We start from the raw sequence: 23,610 nt of genomic DNA, 5'->3' as shown, positions 1-23,610 counted from the left end.
AACTTATTTCATTGCCCATTTAATGCCCGCCAACAAATGCATTAAAAAATTCGGATCAGTGTAACATTCTTTTGTGTGGCCTAAAGCAGTGTAAAAAACCTTTCCCCCATCATACTCATGATACCAGCTTACAGGATGATCGTTATTCATTTTTCCACCGGAGTAAGAAGTTTCATCTACCTTAACCAATACGTTTACCGCTTTGTTAAATGATTTAAAGTTGTACCATTCGTCTTTGTGCATCCATGGGTTTGGCAAACCTTTTACAATTTTATGCTTAGGCATAACCACATCCAACTTTGCTGTTTGTATTTTAGGGTGACTGGCGAAATAACCACCAACCATTTTACCATACCATTCCCACTCATAGTTACAGTCCGTCGCGGCATGTATACCTACAAATCCACCACCATTATTAATGTATTTCTTTAAAGCATTCTTTTGCTCATCATTAAATAAATCTGAACCCGTAGGATTTAAAAACACGACCAAAGCATATTTTTTCAAGTTACTTTCATCAAAGGCGCTAACATCTTCGGTGGCATTAATTTCGAAGTTATTTGTTAAGCCCAAATTTTTCAGTGCTTTGATTCCTTCATCAATTGAATCGTGCCTAAAGCCTTTTGTTAACGAAAACACTAAAACGAGTTTCTTTTTTACAGGTAATGAATTATCAGCCTTAAAGCCAAAAAAGAGGATTAAAACAAATAAAAACGCAAAAAAACGGATAATTTCTTTCAAAGCACACGAGATAAATGAACTGCAATTTAGTTATTCTCTTCTGCTTTTAATCGAGGCAAGATCTTTTTTTCAGCTGGTAAAAGTTTAAACTTATCGTAAGCATCTATCAAATAAAATTTAAAATCATCAGCGCTAGCCTTCTGTACAAATTTTAATGTTGGGCGGTACATTACTAAAAATGCATCTAGCTCTGGTTGCTTTAATGGAAGTAAGGCGGTTACAGTTTTTAGGTTAAAACGTTTATCAATCTGATTTTCCTTCACATCTTGCTTTAACATTCTCTTAAATCGTCTTGCTTGTTTCCCTTCTCTACTAAAATAGGCAGAGGGATAAAACAATAGACCGCGACCTGGCTTGAGCAATACAGCGTTAGCTTTATTAAAAGTTTCGGCATATTGCTCTTTGATGCTCTGGTTGTTTGTAACGGTAACTGTATTCAATAAATTAACATCCTTTTCAAGATACCGCCTTACAGGGCCTAAACTAGTTAGCAACAAGGTGTCTTTTCTGTAGCCTAGGATTAAAAAACCAACAAATCGTTTACCGAAGCTTTAATTTTAAATTCGCCTTTGGCATTTGTTAAAGTTTGCGCTTTATTGCTCAGGTTAAAAACATCCACAAAATCAATTGATTTTCTGCTTGTTCTATCCTGTACCATACCACTTACATCACTTTGCGCTTTTAGTAAGGACACCATAAAAAACAAGAAAATTACCTGAAAGAAAATACACTTCATGCAATGAAGATAAGTACAGAAAATTAAGTTAAGAGTTTTTTAACCCTTTTTAACAGAGGCTTAGTGAAAGGTATTTAAATATAATTTTTCTACCTTTTTACGTGCCCAGTCTGTTTTACGCAAAAATTTTAGACTAGACTTTAATGAGGGATCGTTTCTGAAACAGGCAATTTTAACCAAATTACCCAATTCCTCCCATCCGTAATGGAAGAATAACTGCTTAACAATAAATTCTAAAGTTAAACCGTGTAATGGATTGTTTTTTTGTTCAGTAACTGCCATACACAAAAATAGAGATGTTTAGTGTAACGTCAAAATTCTATTTTTTTATGCTAGATCTGATTACCTTATAAAAAAATCGCTGCAAGATTACATCTCACAGCGATTTTTTCTCTTTTTATGCCGATTTCATCTTTTCCACTGCGAATACCGCTTGAAACGATGCTATAACGTCTTTTCCCGGAGCGGATTTGAGCAACATATTCTCAACCCCTAAATCAGTTAATCGTTTTGCTTTATTCGTTTCAATGGCATACTCCGAAAACATAACAATCTTTGTACTTTTCGCCATTTCCTTAACAAATTCCTCAAGCTTTTGAGACCCCGGCATATGCATATCCAAAATCATCAGATCGAAAGAGGCTTCCTGAACATTCGTCACCACTTCTTGCAAACTGCCAGCTTCTGCAATTGTAGCATTGGGCCAGCATTTGCTGATGTAAGATTTGATTACATACCTATAAATCAGAAACTCGTCCGCTATAAGGATATTCATTTTATTAATAAACTATTGTTTAACAATTTTAAACTCGGTTCTTCTATTTAACTGATGTGCCTCTTCGCTACATTTAACCCCGTTGGTACATTCGTTAACTGGCACACTCTCGCCATAACCTTTAGCCGTAATTCTAAACTTATCTATACCTCTATCAATAATGTATTGAACCGCGGAGTTTGCTCTGCTTTGAGACAACCATTGGTTATATTGATCTTTACCTCTGCTATCCGTGTGCGAGCCTAATTCAATCCAAATAGTTGGGTTTTCTTTTAAGATAGCTACCAATTTATCTAACTCTTTTGCGGCATCTGGCCTGATGTTAGACTTATCAAAATCGTAATAAATATTTTCAATTCTGATTGGTTTATCAATTACGATCGGAGTTAAATAAAGATCTTTTTTAATTACCTGCGAAGTTTCCATTCCCTTGGTAGTCACCTTATCAGCTGCGCTTCTAAAACTGGTTTTTTCTCCTAACAAATCATAATCGGCATTTTCTGCCAAATTAAATTTATAAGCTCCGGTTTCATCCGTTTGAACCTTTAAAGGTGTACCGTCTACTTTGGTTAAACTTACAATAGCGTTTGCCATTGGTAAATTTGTCTCTTTGTTAAATACGATACCTTCTAACCTAAACGCCAATTTTTGCTGTTCTATAAAGCTGTAAATATCATCGCTCCCTAACCCGCCATCTCTATTTGAGGCGAAATAGCCTTTAAGCTTTCCGGTTAAATTTAAAGCGAAATCATCTTGTGGAGAATTTACCGGATAACCCATATTTTCTGCTCCACTAACCAATTCGTTATCGATTTTTGCTTTGTAGATATCTAAACCGCCCATGCTAATATTTCCATCGGTAGAGAAATAAAACTCGTTCCCAATTTTAACAGGGCTACGTTCATTTCCCGCAGTGTTTACATTAGCTAGTGCCACTGCCTCGCCCCACTCTCCACCTGCATTGCGCTTGCTGTAATAGATGTCTGTGCCACCTTTACCTCCTGGTTTGTCAGACACAAAGTATAATGTATTTCCATCTGCAGTTAAAAATGGGTCGCCTACCGACCATTGCTGAACATTGTTGTAACGAAAAGGTACAGGCGTTGTCCAGCTATCGCCCTGTTTTTTACTACTGTAAATTTCGATATTTAACGTACTTGGGGCATTTTTAACACGATTGATGTTTTTAGGAACTCTAGTTAACGTGAAATAAATTTCATTTCCATCTGCACTAAAACTTGTTGCGCCAACATGATAATCTGAACCCGCATTTAAAGGAAATAATGAAACACTATCTGTTCCTGGAACTTTCGAATAGATATTCAAATAATCATTTCCAGTCCAGCCGTAAACTTTTGTATCAGGCATTTTGCCGGTATCAAATCTTAGAAATGGTCTATTAGACTTTACAGAACCAGCGTTTCTGTTTGTTCTATCTGATGTAAAAACCACGCCGTTGTTGTAACTAACTGCTCCCCAGTCAGACTGAGCGCTGTTTAATGCCTTTTCGTTAGTAATAGCAATATTTTTAGGATTATTCATCCATTTAATTGCCGAATCGCAAGATTTAACTAAAATAGCTAGTTGGTTGTCTTCAGCTGGAGTAACATTTTTAACCGCTGATTTATATTTTAAAAATTGTGCTTTCGCTTCGCTGTATTTAGAATTGCTTTTTAACATTTCTGCATACCATTTCGTATCTTCTGGTTTTGCGCCTTCCATTGCAGTCAAAATTGCATACCAGCTTTCTGCTTGTTTAAAATCTCTCATTAAACGGTAGCTCTCTGCTAATCTTTCTGCAGCCTTTAAAGTTTTCTTCTTTTGATAAGCTTCGGTATAAAGCACAACGGCTTTATCATAATTATAAAGTTCAAACTGAAAATCTGCTTCCTTTAAAACATACTGAGCAGTAGCTTTGGTATTAATAGCCAATGTACTTGCAAGGACAAATAGTATGATGATTATTCTTTTCATTATATGTTGATTTTACCTTTTGGGTAGAAATGCTTAATTATTTTAATCGATTTAGAAATACCTAGGAGTTAACATTCTAACGTTTTTAGGTTTGATGTAAAAACCTACCGAAATCTCATGTGTTCCGCCGCTGTAGCCAGAAAGCTGACTTAGCGAGTAATCAAACGCATAACCCAAACGTAAACGTGGCGAAGCATAAATCTCGGTCATTGCTACGATAGAGTTTTTCATATCCAAATCGTTTTGCAAGTAAGATTTGTCGTACAGTTTTACTGCAGTTCTATAACTTCCACCAAGCCAAATTTTATCTGCTAGTAATACAAATGCATTTATGTCCAAACTTGTTGGCCCACCTCTATCGTCTTTTAATAAAAAAGATGGTTTTAATTGTACAACTTCGTTAATTGGAAGTAATACACCGCCCGTTAAATAATAATGTGCCTTCGGTGTCGGGTAATAGGCTGCATCGTTATTTTGTTTAACCGCATATTGTGCAATTAAATTATCTACAGACAAACCAGCGTACCATCTATCGTTCGAATAGAAAACACCGGCTCTGGCATCGGGCAATAAATTTGTTTGTTTGCCTATCGGAATTCTGTTATCACCTGGATCAAGCGGATCAAGCATATTGCCGTCTATCCCGGTTTGTACCATACCAGCACCTACACCAAGCGCCAACCTAGAACTTTCAGAATTACCAATTCTTAGTCTATAGGCATAGTTGGCATAAGCAGATAAACTACTTTGTGCACCTAATTTGTCTGAAGCTATTTGCAATGCCAAGCCAACGTTTCCGCTATTTGCAATTGCATCAACCGCCAACGACATACTTTTGGGTGCTCCTTTAATACCTGTCCACTGGTTACGGTAAAAGCTATGTAAGTTAAGCTCTTCCTTATATCCAGCATATGCTGGATTAATATATATGCCGTTAAACATATACTGGCTGTACTGAGCGTCTTGTTGCCCTTTTACCGTAAGGGATAAAACAATAAGTACAAATAAAATTATTCCATTTTTCATGTTATATTTTTCTTTTGCCTTTCCAGGCCTATTTCTTTGCCCCTATAGGGAATGATTGCAGCTCTTATTTCAATTTAAGTGCCGTGTTAAAAAATCATCCACGGCCTCAATTAAGCCACCTAAGTGTAAAGCAAACTGTGGATTATTTGACTCAATGCATATTATTGGGTAAAAAATTCCACAAAAAATCCCTGATAAATCGGCAAAAAAAATCCCCAATTAGTTGCAACCAATTGGGGTATTTCGATTTTATGGATTTCACTAATCTAATTTCTTAACAAAGAAATCCATCCTTTAATAATTTGCCAATTTCCCGTATTATCTCTCAATTTTAAGATATAATAATAAGTACCTTCATTCAGTCCTTCACCAGTCCAGTTATTCTGATAAGTAGAACCGGTACTGTGCCATACCTCATTGCCCCATCTGTTAAAGATTACTATATTGTTTTGAGGATATGCCTGCAGACCTTGGATCACGAAGGCATCATTTTTACCATCGCCATCGGGGGTAATAACGTTTGGAATTTTCAGCCCGAGTACCTCCTTATCGAATGAAGAAGTATTATCAGCCGGATTCGAATCTGTTTCTTTACTACCCACTGTAGCCGTATTTTTTACTACACCAGCTAATTCTGCTTTCACTTTAATGGTTAGGGTTACACTTGTTCCTGCCGCTAAACTTCCTATGTTCCATGTAACGGTTTTAGAAGCTGCACTGTAATTAGCCGTACCGAAACTAGTTTGTACACCTACATAGCTAATGCCGGCAGGCAATATATCTGTAGCAACTACTTGTGTAGCTAGATACATCCCTTTATTTTTAACTTCAATTGTGTAATCAAAAGTTTCACCAATAGCAGTTCCCGTCAATAATGCGGTTTTAACAATACTTAAATCAACTAAAGCTGCATTTGGTACAGGAGTTACCGTCGAACTATTGTCGCCAGGAACCGGGTCTGGCTCTGTACCATTAATAGTAGCAGTATTTGCATAAACACCTGTTTGGTTTACGGCTGCAGTAACGGTAAGTGTAGCACTTGCGCCATTTGCAACGGTTCCTATGGTCCAAACACCGGTAGTGTTGTTATAGGTTCCTGTGCTTACAGTAGAGCTAACATAGGTATAACCTGTAGGAAGCAAATCTACTACTCGAACATTGGTTGCCTCGTTTGGCCCTGCATTTTTTGCTACAATAGTGAATACTACATTAGAGCCCACAACCGGCGACATTGAACTGACCGTTTTTACGACACCTAAATTAGCCTGTACCGCACCTAGAATTGGTGTAACAGTAGAGGTATTATTGCTGAGATCAGGATCCGTTTCATTACCAGAAATAGTAGCGGTATTTACGTGGCTTCCAGTAGAACCAATCGAGGCAGCAACAGTTAATTTCTCTGTAGCGCCACTGGCTAAACCACCTAAAGACCAAACTCCAGTTCTGATATTATACGAACCTCTACTAGCAGTAGAGCTAACAAACGTATATCCATTTTCCAATAAATCATGTACCACAACCCCGGTAGCATCACTTGGCCCTTGGTTTTTTACATCTATGCTAAAATTAACTGTAGCACCAACGCTAGGCTTATTATTAGAAACAGATTTTATTACCATCAAGTCTGTACAAGCAACCGTTTGTTTGGTGAAATAAGCTGTAGCGCCAATACCCTCAGGTACTATTAAATTATTTCCAGTGATTACGCTTATCGGGCTACCTCCGTCAACACCGATACAGCTTTGCGACCAAACACCAGCAGATTGCTGTTGAGATACGTAAGCTTGAGTATTTTTAAACAAATTTTCATCAGTACCACCTCCATTTCTATTGTTAGCCGTATTATGCTGTAAAGAAACAACAGCGAGACCTGCCAAATTACTGCTAATCTGCCAGGTTCTATCCATACCTCTTGTAGCAAAAGTAGTTTCTACCGCTGCGCTGGCATTATAGTCTTTTACCTGAACATTTATATTTCTCGTACCCGCCTTGTTAGTTACCGTTGCTGGTGTGTAATCAAATCCGGCAATACTTACTGGAAATGCAAAACTGGCATCAGTTGCTACGCTTTCTTTTACAATTACACCTGTTCCGTTTGTAACAACGTGTTTTGATACATCAGTAGCAACAAAAATGGCATCGTTATCTAGCACAAGGTTAAAGTTGTTTAAATAAATATGGCCCCTTTTAAAGTTTACCGTGTTGGTAATACGGGTGTTGCCTAATAGAGATACACCCAAAGGGTTATCAATTTCTATATTAGGTAGCGATGGGTTTATGCCACTTGTATAACCACCGTTTAAGGTTTGTTGCAAGGGATAACCCGCATGTAATGGATTATCGGCCCTAAAAATAATTACTCCCGTACCTGTTTGATTATTGCTAGGAAGTGAAATAAACTTTGCTGCAGGATCTACTACCATATTTTTTCCGTAGAAAATTGCCGTAGCTCCATCTTCAAGGTAAACAACCGCTTCCGGACCAAAAGTTACATCGCCATACCAGGTAACTGGCACACCAGCATTAACGTTAAATGTGGTATTAATATAAGTTGGAGATTGAGCCCAAAGATTGACCCTCACAAAAATTAGTAAAAACAATACTATAAACTTTTTCATTCTAGTTCTTTAAAATATCCCTTTAAAACACAAGCCGATCTAGGTTGGGCATAATGGTATAGTTAATATAATTTTTTGTTATGGTGTTTTCCTTGCTTTATTTGGCAACATAGGGTTTGTGATCACAGGCGTTTGGATATATATCCGGTGATCTTCAACTTCACCGCCTGGTGTATAACTGGTCGGAGAAACTAAATCAGACTGATTTTTGCCATATCTTAACCTCACATAGGTACTTCCAACTACACGATTTGCCGGTACTGTCCAATTCAAAACCACAGACGTTTGGTTAGCTGGAGCAGCTACTGTGATACGTTCGCTATCTTCAAATACACCATTCAGATTGAAATCGATCCAGCCAGATATGTAGGCATTTTCTGAACCTTTGTAAGCAATGGTAGCACTGATGACATTACCTGGAAGATAATATGTTTTATACGAAAAGCTTTTATATTTAATCGGCCAAGCATCTTCTTCTAAAATACCTGCCACTCCATTATTATCATCGCCTAACGCATCTTTACTGTAAAATGCCTGCGGATCCATATCCGGACCTACAGATCCAAGAAAATTAGTAGTGGGAGGTATTAAGCCCCCCGATGTGTAAGAAGCAACATTTAGATTAGTTGTAGCACCTAAATCAGAACCAGATCCAATTCCGTCGCTCGATAGAGCTACAGCTTCTATAGTATGCAAGGGTGAACCATAGGAAGCTGGAGCATCACCGCCATCGACACCTGGGGGCAATAGGCCTAAAGCTAAAGCTGTTAATCCGCCTCCCTTCAAAGTTACATCAAAAGATACTTCAAAATTGTTCCCCGTGTAGGCTGTAGGATTAAAAGTTAGAAATGAAACTGCTCCAGTATTATTATCATTTCCTGATACAAATTCCATTCGTTGTTTAGTGGTTGCTGTTATATCTACTTTACGAACGTTGTAGGCACCGGAAGATAAATTTTTTTGCATTTCAACAATATTCCACTTGCCATCAGCAGTCGCATTAAAATATTCACCCCCTGCTAGGGATTCAGCATCTCCAATTACTAATCCCGAAAGTTTAACTGGCACGCCGTTCAATGTTGCCTTACAGGTAACCCTGAAACTAGACAAACCTCCATTTGTACCATTTCTAATTCCCGAAACTAGTTTATTATTAGTACCAACGCCTCCGATATTATATCTTTCGTCCATTGAATCTCCTGAAAAATTACCCGGTGCATAACTTTTTATATCAGACCCTGTAAGATTTGATATAACAGCTTCTACACAAAGATATCTACCTCCTCCAACATCGATCGAAGCGTAAGATGCGGCGCCATTAACCAAACCGATGTCGTGCCTGCCATAAGGGTATGTGCCAACATTAGAAAGTGTAGAGCCCCATGTTAACCATAACACTTGATTTTTATAGGGACTTGTGCCACCCGTAGCAAAAGTTGCCGTTTTTGGTTGGGTAGGGTAACATTGCGCCCAGCTTTCTTTTTCAGGCAATAGCAAATATAAACAGATAACAAATAATATCCTTTTCATCTTATTTTACTCCAAAAACAATATTCATAAACGAACCAACTGAAACATCAGCATTTGCTTTAATCGTATAACTTAATATACCAGTTGCAGATACGGTTACATTTTGAAAAACATTGGTATCATACCATGTAATATAATAATTTAATTGAGTATTTGTTAAAACAGGCAAAGCAGGCGCACCTGTACTGCTCACTACTGGCGTACCGAATTGCTTGGCGTAGCGCCCATGCAAATTGATAGTACCAAATGATTCACCTGAAACACCTGGTTCGGCAACGAATTGGTCAGCTGCTGTGGGTATAACTACCGAAGGCATGTAAAAAAACGATGGCATAAATGCTATAGCTTGTTTTAGAACACCATTTGCATCTGCAATAACAATTTTATCAGCGGATGCTGGAGTGACAGTTTGTAAACCCGCAACGGCTAATGTATTTGCACTACCCCCAGTAGTTATCACTGTCGACTTCACTAATGCACCACCTAGTTGGATATTTGTAGTTGTCTTAGTTAACCCATTATTGGCTGTGATGTCATCAGATCCTTTAGTTCCAGTATCTCCTTTCGGACCTTGCAATCCTTGTGCTCCTGTATCTCCTTTGGGACCAGTGGCACCAGTGTCACCCTTAAGACCTTGCAATCCCTGAGTACCAGTATCTCCTTTTGGACCAGTAGCACCTGTAGCGCCAACTGCACCAGTATCACCTTTCAAACCTTGCAATCCCTGTGATCCAGTATCCCCTTTGGGTCCAGTTGCACCAGTGTCACCCTTAAGACCTTGCAACCCCTGAGTTCCTGTATCCCCTTTTGGTCCAGTGGCACCCGTAGCGCCAACTGCACCAGTTTCACCTTTAAGACCTTGCAATCCTTGTGATCCAGTATCCCCTTTTGGACCAGTAGCACCAGTAGCGCCAACTGCACCAGTATCACCTTTCAACCCTTGCAATCCTTGTGCTCCAGTATCGCCTTTTGGACCAGTAGCACCAGTTTCACCTTTAAGACCTTGCAACCCCTGAGTACCTGTATCCCCTTTTGGACCAGTAGCACCTGTAGCGCCAACTGCGCCAGTATCACCTTTCAACCCTTGCAATCCTTGTGCTCCAGTATCTCCTTTTGGACCAGTAGCACCAGTTTCACCTTTAAGACCTTGCAATCCTTGTGCTCCAGTATCCCCTTTTGGACCAGTAGCACCAGTTTCACCTTTTAAACCTTGCAATCCTTGTGTTCCAGTATCCCCTTTTGGACCAGTGGCACCCGTAGCGCCAACTGCACCAGTATCACCTTTCAAACCTTGCAATCCTTGTGCTCCAGTATCCCCTTTGGGTCCAGTTGCACCAGTGTCACCTTTAAGACCTTGCGAACCTGTGTCTCCTTTAGGGCCTTTGATGTTTCCGTTAGAAACCCAAGTTGTTCCGTTGTAAACAAAAGTCTCACCAGTGTTTGTATTGATAAAAGTATCGCCAGTAGCTCCACTTGCCGGCAAAGTTGTACCGCTGGTTACAGATGTACCGTTTGTACCAGTATCGCCTTTTGGACCTTGAGCACCGGTATCGCCTTTAGGGCCTTTGATATTTCCGTTAGAAACCCAAGCCGTGCCGTTGTAAACAAAAGTTTCACCTGTAGTAGTGTTGATATAAGTATCACCTGCATTACCCGGAGTTGTTGTACCAGGATTACCAGGAGCACCTGTTACAGATTTACCATCCAAACCATTTGTACCTGTATCACCTTTAGGGCCTTTGATATTTCCGTTAGAAACCCAAGTCGTGCCGTTGTAAACGAAAGTTTCACCTGTAGTAGTGTTGATATAAGTATCACCCGTATTACCCGGAGTTGTTGCGCCAGGATTACCAGGAGCACCTGTTACAGATTTACCATCCAAACCATTTGTTCCAGTATCGCCTTTAGGGCCTTTAATGTTACCGTTAGAAACCCAAGTTGTTCCGTTGTAAACAAAAGTTTCACCTGTAGTAGTGTTAATATAAGTATCACCAGTATTGCCCGGAGTTGTTGCACCAGGATTACCCGGAGCGCCAGTTACAGATTTACCATCCGCACCGTTTGTACCGTTAGTACCTGTATCGCCTTTAGGGCCTTTGATGCTACCGTTAGAAACCCAAGTAGTTCCATTATAAACAAAAGTTTCACCCGTAGTAGTATTAATATAAGTATCACCCGTATTGCCCGGAGTTGTTGCACCAGGATTACCAGGAGCGCCAGTTACAGATTTACCATCTGTTCCAGTATCCCCTTTCGGGCCTTTGATGTTTCCGTTAGAAACCCAAGTAGTTCCGTTGTAAACGAAAGTTTCACCTGTAGTAGTGTTGATATAAGTATCACCCGTATTGCCAGGAGTTGTTGCACCAGGATTACCAGGAGCGCCAGTTACAGATTTACCATCCAAACCATTTGTACCAGTATCGCCTTTAGGACCTTTGATGCTACCGTTGGAAACCCAAGTAGTTCCATTATAAACGAAAGTTTCACCCGTGGTAGTATTAATATAAGTATCGCCCGTATTGCCCGGAGTTGTTGCACCAGGATTACCCGGAGCGCCAGTTACAGATTTACCATCCAAACCATTTGTACCATTAGTACCAGTATCGCCTTTGGCACCCCTAATATTTCCGTTCAATACCCAAGTATTGCCTTGTTTGATATAGGTATCGCCCGTAAGGGTATTGATATAGGTGTCGCCTGCATTGCCCGGAGTTGTTGCACCAGGCGCACCAGCAGCGCCAGTAACCGACTTTCCATCAGCCCCTTGCACTCCTTTTGCCGCAACCCATCCGTTGCCATCCCAATAGTAAATACCTGTACCATCTCCGGCTATTGCTGGATAACTAGCAGTTCCCGAAAAACCGCTGGCAATGGTTTTTATATTATAAACCATCATCCCGGCTACAGGAGTACTCCCAGAAGTCAAACTCCATGTAGTCGTATTGGTTAAATTAACTCTTGGAAAAAGCAAACCTTTATTTGCATGTTCCAACTCCAAAAGAGAAGCTTTGTTTATTGTTGTCGGATTTTCCCCAATTTTTACCTGAGCATTAACTTCCGTTGCAAGGGTTAAAAGGGTTATGAATAATACAAATTGTTTAGTAAAATTTCTCATATTTATAGGCGCTGATTTTGATGAATGCCTCTATTTCGCATACACCCAAAACCAATATGATGCCTATCCTAAAATTAGCCCTTAAACAGCATTAAAAACCAATTATTCTTTATTAGCCCAATAAACAACTGTGGTGAATTTTCCCCAAACTGTGAAAAATTTGTCATGTGGGGTGTATTAATAATTGTGAAAATTTTGTTTTTATGGCAAAAAAAATGCCCAGAATATCTGGGCATTATATAGCGCTTATTCACTTAAGATTAAAGCAAAGCTATTCTTTACAATTTCCAATCTGGTCGCTCAAAATGGCAAGTGTAACCATACGGATGTTTCTGTAAATAATCTCGGTGTTCTTCTTCCGCATCCCAGAAATCCCCGGCTTCTACAACCTCTGTAACAATTTTTCCAGGCCATTTACCAGAAGCATCCATTTCTGCGATTAACTGTTCAGCAATTTCCTTTTGCGCTGCATTTAGGTAAAATATAGCAGAGCGATAGGAAGTACCTATATCATTCCCTTGTCTATTACGGGTAGTTGGATCGTGGATTAGAAAAAAATATTCCAATAATTTCCTGTAACTAATAACCGCAGGGTCAAAAGTAATGGCTATTCCTTCTGCATGTGTCCCGTGGTTTCTATACGTAGCGTTCGGCACATCCCCACCCGTATAGCCAACGACAGTCGATAAAATACCTGGTTGATGACGAATTAATTCTTCAACTCCCCAAAAACATCCACCTGCTAAAATTGCTTTTTCTTCACTCATGTTTACAATAAATTATATACTATAAAGATACAATCAAATACTGTAAATGTTTAAGGGAGCAAACCATCAAAAAGTCAAAAAAAGAAAAACGGGAACCATCCGTGCTGATAGCTCCCGTTTATCTAAATTAACGCTCTCCATATTAAGACGACTTTTACATCGTTTTATTATTCGGTTCTAAAAAAACTTGTATCTTTTTCCGAAAAAGAAAATTAAAGCTATTAATGCTAGTGATACTGGCCACCACCAACTAAAGTTTTTAGCAAGAATTTGCTTTTCAACGTTCTTTTGCCGTAGCTGAGTGTTCTTACTCAAACTCAACCTGTTCTTTCTTCTAAAATCGCTTTCTATTTTAGATTTATTAATACTCCTTTTGTTTGCGGTTATGTTAAGTATCTCTGCTTCACCTAAAAAACCATCACTAAACGAGTAAGAAAATACACCCTTCGGTTTAATAGTCAACAAAATGTTAGCTTGGCTACTATCGACGGTTCCTATATTTTGTTGCAAAGTGATAACTTCGCTATTCTCTTGTTTCAAAAAATTTTTATCGATAACAGTGTTTTTCACTACGTCTTTTTTACGCAGACTGCAAGCACTAAAGCTTATAATCAAAAAGATATAAATCCAGATTCTCATCTGCTACCTCCGTTCTCTTTCAGCCAGTCGGCGTAAACTTTAATGATCCGTTTATGTCTAATCCTTTGGTAAACGCCATCACCTTCCCTGCTTCCAGAAACATTTGTATTACCCTCAATGGTGTAAACCCAGTTTCCATTTAGCTTGCTTACCAAGCCACAATGTGCAATACGTTTTAGTTTAGGATAGTAAATACCGAACACCATAGCTATTGTTGGCTCTTGGGCTTGCCTCTTCTTTGGAAATAAGTCTGGACTCCAAGCAGATTTTGGCTGATGGTAACCTGCTTTTCCAAATACCCAACTAACAAAACTGGCGCACCAAGGATCTCCTTTTTGATTGCCGGTATAGGCCAAATATTTCTCAACATCAACTCCATCGTTATTGGCAGTAGCTTCTCGAATACCTACCTGAGATTTTGCAATAGCGATAATCTGTTGCCTATAATCTATTACCTGTTTCGCGATTCGTTGCTCGTCTTTCGCTAGTCGTTTTCCGTCTTTCGTTGTTCGTTTTGAGGTTAAGATTGAGTTTGAGAGTTTTACATGTTTAAACTTAAATCCTAGGCCTTCCTCGGCCTTGGTTGTTCGTTTTGAAACATTCCAACTTTTCAACTTCCCAACTTCCCAACCTTCGTCCCAAAATCGTTGTTCGTCAACTTTAAGCCCTAAACCCTCCACCCTAAACCTTTCTAAAAAATCGCTACCAGGCTTAACAAAGCCGTCAGCAAAAGTAAGGCAAATGATGCCCAATAGAATACGAATTGTTGCCATGAGTTGAATGCTTTAAAATGTAAAACCATCGTGTTAATTGAAGGTAAATTGTTAGAACGGATGAGCCAGTTAAAAATCAGCATCGCTAAGGCGAGCATCGTGATAAAGGAAATGCAGGCCAGCAATAGCAATTGCCATACTCCCGGATCAATTAAACCGGCATATTGGTCTATCGACCTAGTAAGATACGGCATAGACAACCATGCTATAGTTAAGGCCAGTGCCAAAATTACCATAGCTGAGATTGCTTTGAGCGTTGAAGGATTAACCGCCAGTTTAGGCAGCCATAATTTTATTGTTTTCATGATTTTTTCTTTTAAAAAGCGCCCCAGCCACACAAGCTAAGGGGCGCATGATGATTAATTAGACAACTACCGAACTACCCAGATAAAGAGTTTCAGACTGTAGCATCTTTTGCTTGGTAGAACCGAACGCAACGTACAGGTGCAAATTATCGCCAACAAAATTTGCAGGCAGCTGCAAGTTGTAAGACATAGCCGAACGCGTGGCTGCATTAGAAACCCTGATGAATTTCTTTTTATCTGGGTTGTAGGCCAGCACATGGATTACATCCGTAGCGTCGACATATTTGTCGTCTGTTTCGGTATGAGGCCAAGTTAAGCTTGCAACCGCAGCGCCAGCAAAAGCCACAACAACTTCTAAAGGCAAGTCTAGTTTACCACGACTAAAAACCACCTTGCTTAGATCGAGTTCGAAATCAGGTTCTATACCAATGATAGCTTCTTTTAAGTGGTAAGACACGGCCTGGTTCATGGGCGTGCTCGTAGAATTAGGGGTTTTAAACCCAATATCTATCAAACCACTAATATTGCTTAAAAAAGAAGTAACCAAACCGAACTTAAGTTGCTGATTAATCTGCAGTTGCGTGGCGCCCTTACCACTGTTTCGGGGCAGTGCCCTGATTACATCAAGCTTACGCCAGTAGGCTCCTACTACTGTTCCCGTTTTTTTTCTGAACCCACCTAGGATTCCCTGTTTAATAAGTCCCATTTTTTTAAAGGATTTAGGTTGTGAAATTTGTTAACTAATGCCTTGCTGTCCGATGTGAAATTCCCGGTGTATCTCTGGCAACAGTGGCAAAGCATGATACAAATAGCGCAAAAGACATTAAGTCTTGGCAGTACCTAGGGTACGGTACTACAGGCAAAAAATAATTAAATAACTCGCTCCAAGACTTGCAAAGCCGATATTTGCAATTTATTTTTTGTTAGAAAATGTTAGCAATCAAAGTTCGCTTCCACAATTTTCGTCATCTTTTTTAATAGTGATCGGACGTTAAGTGCCGTACGTTGCACGACCTGCTTGTACTTTGTTGTAAGACTATTTGCAGAAAGCAACTGGTCGCCGATACCTGCGGTTTGAAAATGCCGGGCTACAAACTGCAACAATTTGGAACGGGGCTCTGCCTCCAGTACCCCTGCCTCTATCAGCAAACGCAACAGATAGGCCAAGCCGTCGGCGCCGATACTCAGTTTTACACGGTAATGCCCAAAAGCTGGGCTGTTAGACGGTTGTACCAGTTGTGCAGGTTGTTGAATCCTATTGTAGTAAACCATGCAGGCGTTAACGTAGGCTAAAAGTTGTTCTTTGGCGCTATCCTTTCCAAAATCAAAGGCAGTGTTTTTATTTTCAAGTAGGCAGGCGAAGTACTTTTCACGCTGGGACAAAAACACAAATTGTTCCTTCAAGTTATAGATGGCCGAAAGCTGAATTTCCAGGTTTTCCTGAATATACCTGATCAAAGGGGCATAATTAAGATTCTGGTAAATGAGGTAAGCAAGCAATGAGTTTTCAAATTCTTCATCGGATACCTTATGGGCATAGTTAATTATCCTGGTTTGCAGATCCCCTAAATAGTGCATTTGTGCATAGCTATATCCATTTGCCAAATCAGTATCAGCAAAAAGGCCTAGCAAAATTTCCTGCAAACGCTGTGGCAGTTTTTTACGTTTAAAGCCAGCCGCTAACAAGAGTTGTTGCGCCTGCATTTTAGCTAGACACCTAGTCTGGTAAAGTAAGGGGGCGCTGTTATGCTCATTAAAATAATTACCATGCGCCTGATACTGGAAATCGAGCAACCGTAGCAGCATTGCCTCATTAGCCAGCGTATAAGGTTTTAGCGGCTGTGTTTGCCATTCATCCTCCACTAAAAATCCTAACAGCAATTGGCAACTGTTTTGCAGATGCCTATGTTGCCTCCTTAAGGCCGCCTCCCTTTGCCGGCTTGCCACCAAAAGATCCAGCCCTGCAACAATTTCCTGTTCCAGTTGCAACAATTGTTGCTGATGTTTTTGCAAGGACAGAGTCGCCTGGTCCGAACCATCCAAGCCTAAGGCAGGCAAGCTGCCTGCCAGCTTTCTGAGTGCCGTTAATTGTTTTCCTATCATGGCTCCATCCTCCCTAGATATTGGCTATTGCTAACCCTTTTCCGGTTTAGGCTAACCATACTTAGGTACAGCTCCAAGCTTTGCCCACCCAACTTTGGATTAAACGTAAAATCCAGCTTCCCGTCGCTCCTCTTAGCCAAGCCGATACAGCCATCCGCCAGCTTAAGCACAGGACTATAAACTACCAGCATTAACTGGTCGTTGTAAGCGGTTATGCCACCTTGCTGATTCCAATTGAGAACAATGGTATTTGGTTGTATCCTTTCCACCTGTGCCAAAATCAAACCTGATAAGTTGCCCCTGCTCAGGCAAACCCGCTCGTAATTAATCGCTAAACCATTGGCGGTTGTTTCCAATGCCTCGTGGTAGTTGATCTTAAACGCCGTATTCAATTCAGTTCTGCCTGCAGATAGGTTTGCAAAACCAATAGTTACATAGGGATGGAAAGGTTCCAGCCAGGCATTCATAAACTTGAATTTCTGCTGATTTGCCAATTGGGCTGGCGAGGGCGGTCGCTTTTTATCATGCTTTACTGCTTTAATTCTTACGTAAGGGATATTTTTCCAGGTAGCCCCCACTACCGGACCAACCGTGCCAGACAGTGCGCCCATAATTCCTTTTTTAATTGTTGCCATAACGTATCTATTTTTTTAAGTTTTTATTTACAAATGCCCTATAAATCGCCCTTGAGGAAAATAGCTAGGGAAAAATGTGCTGAAATCAACCTCAAGCCTGCCTCAAAGCTGTTTTTCACCGATTTGGCCGAAGCAGTCCCCTAGCTGGCACCTAGCAGGGCCCTAGCAATGCCCTATTAGTTATAGTACTGAACAGGAGAAATTCTATATCTCAACTGTACCAATCCTCGTGTTTCAACTAAGTGTTCGAATGTAATTTAAGCAAGACTGCTATGGGTTACATAGAGCTGATTCGTCTGCTACGCATTGGTACAGATTTCACGACGTTAATACTTTTGGTGCGCATTTACGCACATTATGCGCAGGGATGGGATTTTGATTATTGCAGATAAAAACTTAGCTTAGGTTATCATTTACCTGCTGTAAAAACAGGTTCCGTGCCATGCCGGCACGCTATGCGCCACCTATTTGTTGCAGTATTAAAACTCGACAATATGGAAAGACTATGTGTTTTCCCGAAGGATATAGCCCGTATTACGGGCATGGGAGATCGTTACTCGCAGAAGCTGCTGCAAGAACTTAAGTTACTGCTTAACAAGAAGAAGCATCAGTTTGTAACCAAGCAGGAGCTGGCAGATTATCTCGGCATAGATGTAAACCTGATTAGGTTGCGTTAATTTTTAGGCTTTGCAGGAAGTACCTTTAGTTTGTACCATTTGCAGAATTTGGCACTGCTCCTCTGGCTTACCAGAATAGTTTCGCCGGTAGGCTGATGCAATAGCAGTTCGATACATTTGGAACTGCTGTACCTGGCCTGGATAATATTGTTCCGATGTACGATGGCAGATTTGTTTATTTTAAAGAAATCATCCTGTGGCAGCGTTTCTATGGAACGGTTTATGGTAATTGGCCATTGCAGCTTTTCTCCCGCTTTGCTATAGCTGAACAGTTTCCTGTCTATGCTTTTTATTAATAGAATATCCTGCACTTGATAGCATTCGGGCAGTATTAGGGGCATTGAAACCGGCATTACCTCGGGCAAGGTTTGATCTGCTTCGGCCGATGAATCTAAAACGGCTTTTTCCCTGGCCAACATCTCGCGTTCGATGGCCTTCTTTAGCCTATGCCTTGTTTGCAGGATAAAATGGACAGGATAATAGGCGTTGGCGCCGATTAACAATAAGCATGAGACCCCAAATATCCTTGTAAAATAGGTGGTTTTGGATAAAGACAAGCCATTTGCATGAAAATAGTACCACATGGCAAATACAGCAAAGCCAATTGGCAAAAGAAAGCCAAATAAAAACTGGAGCACAAAACGCCAAACCGGCTTTTCATCCCAATCATACTTTTCATCCAACCAGATGCTAAGATAGTTAACCGCTTTGCTGAGCAAAATAGCGATGGCACAACTTACCGCAATCGCAAGTTCAAAACCATCATACAGATGCAGGTCTGCCCAGCTGCCGGGTTCGCTAAGGTAAACCATCAGCACGCCAGCTATCATAGCCAGGCCCCACCTTGGCCAACGTCCAAGATACCTGATTGGTGGTATATCGAGTTTAGGTTGCAGCTCCATTTTAGTCAAAACCAATATAGCTATAAGTTTTAAAATATTAAGTATCGCTGGTAGTTTTTTTGGTATCGTTGGTAGTCTTAGCTGGCAAAATAGCTTGTTTGCTTGCTCCAATGGCTATAATTTGGCATTATAAATTTAAGCGGTAGCGTAAAAGCAACCGGGATTATTAACCTAAATATTTTAATTTATGCAGAAAAAACCTTTTACGCAGGCGGGCTTCGAAAGCCTGCAGGCAGAACTGTACGCCCTAGACGATGCATTGCTGCAGCTAGAGGCCGATGCCATTGTGCTCAACTTTAAAGGCTGGATGTATAAACATTTTGAGCTGACCCTGCCTCAGATGACATTCATGGACCAGATCGATCAGCGATGCATCTACTTTCTCGAAACCCAAACTTCCTTTGCCGTAAACAACCGTTTGCCAATTAGCTTGGCCAAGGGCGAGCCGAGCGACGATGAGGAATCGGGCAAGGTAATTAAACCTAAAAGCAGTTTTACCGTAACTGCTGGCAACAATGGAAACATGGTTGTGGAAGGCGAGCTTCACATCCAAATCTATTATCAAAGCTAAGCCATGAAATCATCCCTATTTCGAAAAAAGCCCTACCAGACGGCGCTAGCTGGTAGGGCTCAGTTAACTTATGACAAAAACCTATGATAAGCCTAAATAGACCACCAAGAATGAAAATATATCTACCTATTGTATCCAAAAATAACTGGATATACAATACAACATCAAGGGTACTGCTATGGCTCGTGCTCCACGCTCTGATCAAAAAAAAGAGGGTACTAAAAGATGAAGAACGAGAGTTGCGGCAAAGCTACAACGATGCCGTTTGTTATTTTAACCGTCATCCTAGCTTTTCCCTACATAGAAAACTAAATAACAGGCGCTACAGCATACAATTTGAAATAGACAGACTCAATTCAATATTAGATGTTCCCTATCAGTTCGCACAGCAGAAAGATCAAAAAAAACAAAAACAAGAATCTTGGCCGGCTTTCTGATTGCTTCCAAAGGCTTAGGCCTTGCACACAACAAGAAAAAGCTACTATTTGAACTAGGAATATTTACCTTGGCGGATTTTGATCGCTTCACCGGTGGAATAAAGGAACTAGGCGGAAGATCATTAAGTCTCATTTATCATCACATCAATGAAGTGAGCAAGGATTTCAATTACCATCCAGACAATACTTTTATTGAAGCGCAAATTGTGCAAATCAAAGAGGATGCCCCACTTAGAAAAAGCAGCCTTACAACCGAGATGAGTACTATCGAAGCAAAAATAGCTTCGGTTTGCCAGAAATTGCATAAGGCAAATGATGAAATCGATCAAGTGTTTGAAGCCAAGGTAGCGCCACTACGCAAACTTAAAGAGCCATGACAGACGAGCAACATTTACTTCAGTTAAAGCTGAAAATCCAAAGTTTGGGTGCTTTAAGGCCAGAAGCATGGGCCATGATTTTAGATTTGACGCAAGCCACTAAACTTAAAGCCAACGAAAGCTTTATTCGAAAAGAAGGTACTTTGGCATATATTGCCGAGGGTTTGCTCAAAGAGTACGATTCCCACGAACGCAAAACCCCATCTATTGTTAATTTTCTACCTACTGGTCAAAGCTTGATCACCCGTAAATATAATAGCCATCATTACCTTAAGGCCTGCATGGCAACAACGGTATACCACTGGAGTTTTGAAGATTTGCGAAAGTTGTATCAATCCTATAGCGAGCTGAAGATCATATATGACACTTTATGTTCATCTTATGATGAGGGAGTTGGCTTTCAAGTGCGGATATTGGAGGAAAGATTGGTGCGCAACAGGATAAGCCTGTTTCTTTCAAGATACAAAACCGCCCTGCCTTTTTTAAAGAAAAAGGATATTGCAAATTATTTAAAAGTAACCTATAGCAAATTTATGGCTGGCTATAATAGCTTTATATAGTCCCTCTTTTTCTAGGCTATTTTTTATATATCCCACGGGATAATTTTAGCTCTCCATTCGCCAGCTAAATTTGGTTGTACCAATCGGAATTAGAAATGGCCAGTTTAAAATATAACAATTACCTACTTGATAGCATTGTTTTCCTCCTCGTATTGTTATGGGCTTATACAGCTTTAAGCAAGCTTAGCAACCTAAACGAATTTAAATTACAGATCCACTATCAAAACTTTAGTACCCCTACCGCAAAAATGCTGCTTTGGTTTATCCCGGGCATCGAAATCTCAGCTACTGGGCTACTGCTCTTCGCCAAAACCCGGTTCAGCGGTCTTTTGCTTTCTAGCATCCTAATGTTTGCATTTACAGGTTATGTAGGGCTCGTGTTGGTAGGTTTTTACGACAAGGTACCTTGCAGTTGTGGCGGTGCGCTCAGCGTGTTGGGCTGGGAAGCGCACTTATGGTTCAACCTATTCTTCTTAAGCCTAAGCCTTTTAGGCACCAAGTTACAAATTACCAGAAATTCAAATTAAGCGAGCTTCCAGGAAGTAAAGCTTAGGGTGTTAGCCTACCAAAATGGCAGATATCGCTTCTTTACAATGGAAGCAATGCAGTGACCAAGGGTCTCTGTGCAAGCTAATTTATCAACCTAACTTTTTCGTCTGCTTTTTCAAGTGCAAAATAGCATTCATTAACAATGAAAACATTAAAAAATTTCATGCCACTACTTGCCTTAGTATTAGGCATTGGTTTAGTTTTTACGCAAAGTGCTTTTAAATCTGTAGCAAGTGCACAAGAAGAAAGATGGTTCGTTTACACGGCAAGCGATCATCCAACCAATGTTACCGATGCAAAACAGCCCGGCAATTATACCATGCTGGATTTAAACGAACTGCCAGCGTGCGAAGGCAGTGAAGATCTTTGTGCGATTAGAGCCACAGTAGATGCTGGACAACCAGACATTTCTGGATCTGTAGCCACAGCTATTGACGACTATTTCGATCCAAGCCCGCAGGTAGATCCAGCTTATCTAGCGATTAAAAACTAAAAAAAGAGGGGCGAATATCGCCCCTTTTTATTGTTCAATAAGTACAAACATGTCTAACATTCTCTTTCCCCGTTTTAAATCCAATCCATAACGGCGAAGATCCGCTTTCAGATCTTCAAAACTGTTAAATCCATTTGAGAGCTGTATCCGCAGCAGATCATGTACACCTGATTCATCCAATAAGGGAATATGGTCTGTTTGGTAGTTTACCGCATTCACCAATGTGGCAATGTCTCCGAAAACAGTTCGCTGAAGCTTTCCGGAGTCGACTTGAGGCTCCTGTTTTGCATCTTTCATTTTCTCAATTATCCAGCAGTCTACTTCGGTTTTTTCCATGCGGCCATCAAGATTAAAAGCCATATTCAAATCTGCAAGCAGTTTGCCTTGCATTTGTTTCCAAGGGCTTGTTAATGGATATACAACTTCCAAACAAAAATTATGTTGCTCACGCCAGTCTTCAAGATAGGTCTTTTCTCTGTCGTAGAAGAACCGCGAGCTGTCTTTTGACTTAACCAAGATTCTGTTTCTTGCATTCCCCATAGATGGATTGGAAGAAAGTACGGAGCGATAAAGATCCAGAATTGAATAGTTAATTGCATAGAACCTGCCCGTTTGAGTTAAGCTATCCTTGATATGCCCCGAAGCAAACTTTTGGATGATGCCTTTTATGCTCGGCAAGATTGAAACGATATATTTAGACCTACGCTCGTTTTCCTGCTCTAAGGTATTCTGCAACATCGGTTTTTTGAAATCGTACTTAGCCTGCAGGTCCTTCTTAACCGGCCAATCTACTTTTTTACCGTCCAATAAGGCTTGTATATTCTTTTCATTTACATATTGCCCCGTAGTTTTTCCCCTTACAATCCCTTTAGGATCGAGCCAAACCTCATAGGGCACCCCCAAATGTTCAAAATGCTGCTGCATCCTTTCATCTTCAACAACAGTAGGCAGACTAATGGTTTTGGTAATGTGATTACGTTTCCAAAATTCTTCAATCTGCGCCCTTGGCTGGTCTGAAATCAAGAGGATCATCAATTGATTACCAAATTTGCGTTGCAAGGCTTCCATCTTGGGCATATCCGCAATGCAGGTACTACAATAGGTAGACCAAAAGCTGAAGATTACTACCTTCTCTTTAAAATCTTGATGGGTGATGATTGGCTTTTTACTGTTAAGAACCTGGTCGAAGGAAATTTCGCCTAATGCTTCGCCAATTTCAATCTTGCGGTATTGGCTCAAAGCACTGTCTGCACCTAAAAGAGAGATGGCAAGCAGTACAACTAAAGTTATTCTCATGGTGATCATTT

Annotated in this window: 25 protein-coding genes; 6 read left to right on the top strand and 19 right to left on the bottom strand. The window is 40.3% G+C overall.

What is annotated here, in order from left to right:
* Positions 1-3 precede the first annotated feature (3 nt).
* From DUT69_RS05070 to DUT69_RS04990, 17 genes are all read right to left on the bottom strand, one after another.
* Positions 4-741, bottom strand: coding sequence for a ThuA domain-containing protein (locus DUT69_RS05070; protein WP_113652023.1), 738 nt, complete (start codon positions 739-741; stop codon positions 4-6).
* Between the two features lie 26 nt (positions 742-767).
* Positions 768-1,181 carry a hypothetical protein gene (locus DUT69_RS05065; RefSeq protein WP_162796183.1) on the bottom strand — a complete coding sequence of 138 codons (414 nt, stop codon included), beginning with the start codon at positions 1,179-1,181 and terminating at the stop codon, positions 768-770.
* An 80-nt stretch (positions 1,182-1,261) separates the two neighbouring features.
* Positions 1,262-1,477: a hypothetical protein gene (locus tag DUT69_RS05060; RefSeq protein ID WP_113652021.1), complete on the bottom strand. Its 216-nt coding sequence runs from the start codon at positions 1,475-1,477 to the stop codon at positions 1,262-1,264.
* 60 nt (positions 1,478-1,537) lie between these two features.
* Positions 1,538-1,759, bottom strand: coding sequence for a VF530 family protein (locus DUT69_RS05055; protein ID WP_113652020.1), 222 nt, complete (start codon positions 1,757-1,759; stop codon positions 1,538-1,540).
* Between the two features lie 115 nt (positions 1,760-1,874).
* Positions 1,875-2,252 carry a response regulator gene (locus tag DUT69_RS05050; RefSeq protein ID WP_113652019.1) on the bottom strand — a complete coding sequence of 126 codons (378 nt, stop codon included), beginning with the start codon at positions 2,250-2,252 and terminating at the stop codon, positions 1,875-1,877.
* Between the two features lie 12 nt (positions 2,253-2,264).
* Positions 2,265-4,226 (bottom strand): OmpA family protein, encoded by a 1,962-nt coding sequence (locus DUT69_RS05045; RefSeq protein WP_113652018.1) that lies wholly within the window; start codon positions 4,224-4,226, stop codon positions 2,265-2,267.
* A gap of 51 nt (positions 4,227-4,277) precedes the next feature.
* A complete protein-coding gene (locus tag DUT69_RS05040; protein WP_113652017.1) occupies positions 4,278-5,252 on the bottom strand; it encodes a PorP/SprF family type IX secretion system membrane protein in 975 nt (324 codons plus the stop codon).
* A gap of 266 nt (positions 5,253-5,518) precedes the next feature.
* Positions 5,519-7,870 carry a T9SS type B sorting domain-containing protein gene (locus DUT69_RS05035; protein ID WP_113652016.1) on the bottom strand — a complete coding sequence of 784 codons (2,352 nt, stop codon included), beginning with the start codon at positions 7,868-7,870 and terminating at the stop codon, positions 5,519-5,521.
* A gap of 78 nt (positions 7,871-7,948) precedes the next feature.
* The gene (locus DUT69_RS05030; RefSeq protein ID WP_113652015.1) at positions 7,949-9,400 is read right to left on the bottom strand and encodes a CshA/CshB family fibrillar adhesin-related protein; all 1,452 of its coding nucleotides are present in this window, start codon (positions 9,398-9,400) and stop codon (positions 7,949-7,951) included.
* A gap of 1 nt (position 9,401) precedes the next feature.
* Positions 9,402-12,515: a collagen-like protein gene (locus DUT69_RS19170; protein ID WP_162796182.1), complete on the bottom strand. Its 3,114-nt coding sequence runs from the start codon at positions 12,513-12,515 to the stop codon at positions 9,402-9,404.
* 278 nt (positions 12,516-12,793) lie between these two features.
* Entirely contained in the window at positions 12,794-13,282 is a 489-nt protein-coding gene (msrA, locus tag DUT69_RS05020) for a peptide-methionine (S)-S-oxide reductase MsrA (RefSeq protein ID WP_113652014.1), read from the bottom strand.
* Between the two features lie 177 nt (positions 13,283-13,459).
* Positions 13,460-13,852 (bottom strand): hypothetical protein, encoded by a 393-nt coding sequence (locus DUT69_RS05015; protein ID WP_162796181.1) that lies wholly within the window; start codon positions 13,850-13,852, stop codon positions 13,460-13,462.
* 65 nt (positions 13,853-13,917) lie between these two features.
* Entirely contained in the window at positions 13,918-14,694 is a 777-nt protein-coding gene (locus DUT69_RS19425) for a C40 family peptidase (protein ID WP_240186663.1), read from the bottom strand.
* Positions 14,613-14,999 (bottom strand): hypothetical protein, encoded by a 387-nt coding sequence (locus tag DUT69_RS19165; RefSeq protein ID WP_162796180.1) that lies wholly within the window; start codon positions 14,997-14,999, stop codon positions 14,613-14,615. Before DUT69_RS19165 ends, DUT69_RS19425 begins: the two co-directional genes overlap by 82 nt.
* A gap of 58 nt (positions 15,000-15,057) precedes the next feature.
* Positions 15,058-15,705, bottom strand: a complete 648-nt coding sequence (locus tag DUT69_RS05000; RefSeq protein ID WP_113652011.1) for a DUF6266 family protein — start codon at positions 15,703-15,705, stop codon at positions 15,058-15,060.
* 227 nt (positions 15,706-15,932) lie between these two features.
* On the bottom strand, positions 15,933-17,102 hold the full coding sequence (locus tag DUT69_RS04995) for a hypothetical protein (RefSeq protein ID WP_113652010.1): 1,170 nt from the start codon (positions 17,100-17,102) through the stop codon (positions 15,933-15,935).
* Positions 17,099-17,737 (bottom strand): DUF6266 family protein, encoded by a 639-nt coding sequence (locus tag DUT69_RS04990; RefSeq protein ID WP_113652009.1) that lies wholly within the window; start codon positions 17,735-17,737, stop codon positions 17,099-17,101. Before DUT69_RS04990 ends, DUT69_RS04995 begins: the two co-directional genes overlap by 4 nt.
* Positions 17,738-18,231: 494 nt before the next feature.
* Here DUT69_RS04990 and DUT69_RS04985 point away from each other — a divergent pair, with 494 nt between their 5' ends.
* Entirely contained in the window at positions 18,232-18,414 is a 183-nt protein-coding gene (locus DUT69_RS04985; RefSeq protein WP_113652008.1) for a hypothetical protein, read from the top strand.
* Here DUT69_RS04985 and DUT69_RS04980 read toward each other — a convergent pair.
* Complete coding sequence (locus DUT69_RS04980; protein ID WP_113652007.1) at positions 18,411-19,316, bottom strand: LytTR family transcriptional regulator DNA-binding domain-containing protein; 906 nt, start codon at positions 19,314-19,316, stop codon at positions 18,411-18,413. The two genes, DUT69_RS04985 and DUT69_RS04980, sit on opposite strands and share 4 nt — an antisense overlap.
* A 187-nt stretch (positions 19,317-19,503) precedes the next feature.
* Here DUT69_RS04980 and DUT69_RS04975 point away from each other — a divergent pair, with 187 nt between their 5' ends.
* The 5 genes from DUT69_RS04975 (at position 19,504) to DUT69_RS04950 (ending at position 22,303) form a co-directional block, all read left to right on the top strand.
* The gene (locus tag DUT69_RS04975) at positions 19,504-19,887 is read left to right on the top strand and encodes a hypothetical protein (protein ID WP_113652006.1); all 384 of its coding nucleotides are present in this window, start codon (positions 19,504-19,506) and stop codon (positions 19,885-19,887) included.
* A 421-nt stretch (positions 19,888-20,308) separates the two neighbouring features.
* Positions 20,309-20,701, top strand: a complete 393-nt coding sequence (locus DUT69_RS04965) for a hypothetical protein (RefSeq protein WP_162796179.1) — start codon at positions 20,309-20,311, stop codon at positions 20,699-20,701.
* The gene (locus DUT69_RS04960; RefSeq protein ID WP_113652003.1) at positions 20,698-21,261 is read left to right on the top strand and encodes a cyclic nucleotide-binding domain-containing protein; all 564 of its coding nucleotides are present in this window, start codon (positions 20,698-20,700) and stop codon (positions 21,259-21,261) included. The genes DUT69_RS04965 and DUT69_RS04960 overlap by 4 nt, the downstream gene beginning before the upstream one ends.
* Before the next feature lie 95 nt (positions 21,262-21,356).
* Positions 21,357-21,788, top strand: coding sequence for a MauE/DoxX family redox-associated membrane protein (locus tag DUT69_RS04955; protein WP_113652002.1), 432 nt, complete (start codon positions 21,357-21,359; stop codon positions 21,786-21,788).
* 164 nt (positions 21,789-21,952) lie between these two features.
* Positions 21,953-22,303: a DUF6520 family protein gene (locus tag DUT69_RS04950; protein ID WP_113652001.1), complete on the top strand. Its 351-nt coding sequence runs from the start codon at positions 21,953-21,955 to the stop codon at positions 22,301-22,303.
* Positions 22,304-22,330: 27 nt separating this feature from the next.
* Here the strand turns inward: DUT69_RS04950 and DUT69_RS04945 are convergent, their stop codons facing one another.
* Positions 22,331-23,599 carry a TlpA family protein disulfide reductase gene (locus DUT69_RS04945; RefSeq protein WP_162796178.1) on the bottom strand — a complete coding sequence of 423 codons (1,269 nt, stop codon included), beginning with the start codon at positions 23,597-23,599 and terminating at the stop codon, positions 22,331-22,333.
* Between the last annotated feature and the right edge of the window lie 11 nt (positions 23,600-23,610).

Origin of the sequence: Pedobacter namyangjuensis, assembly GCF_003313325.1 — a bacterium.
GTDB lineage: Bacteria > Bacteroidota > Bacteroidia > Sphingobacteriales > Sphingobacteriaceae > Pedobacter > Pedobacter namyangjuensis.
The sequence above is the reverse complement of the archived record's forward strand: the minus strand, read 5'-3'. Positions and strand labels throughout refer to the sequence as shown.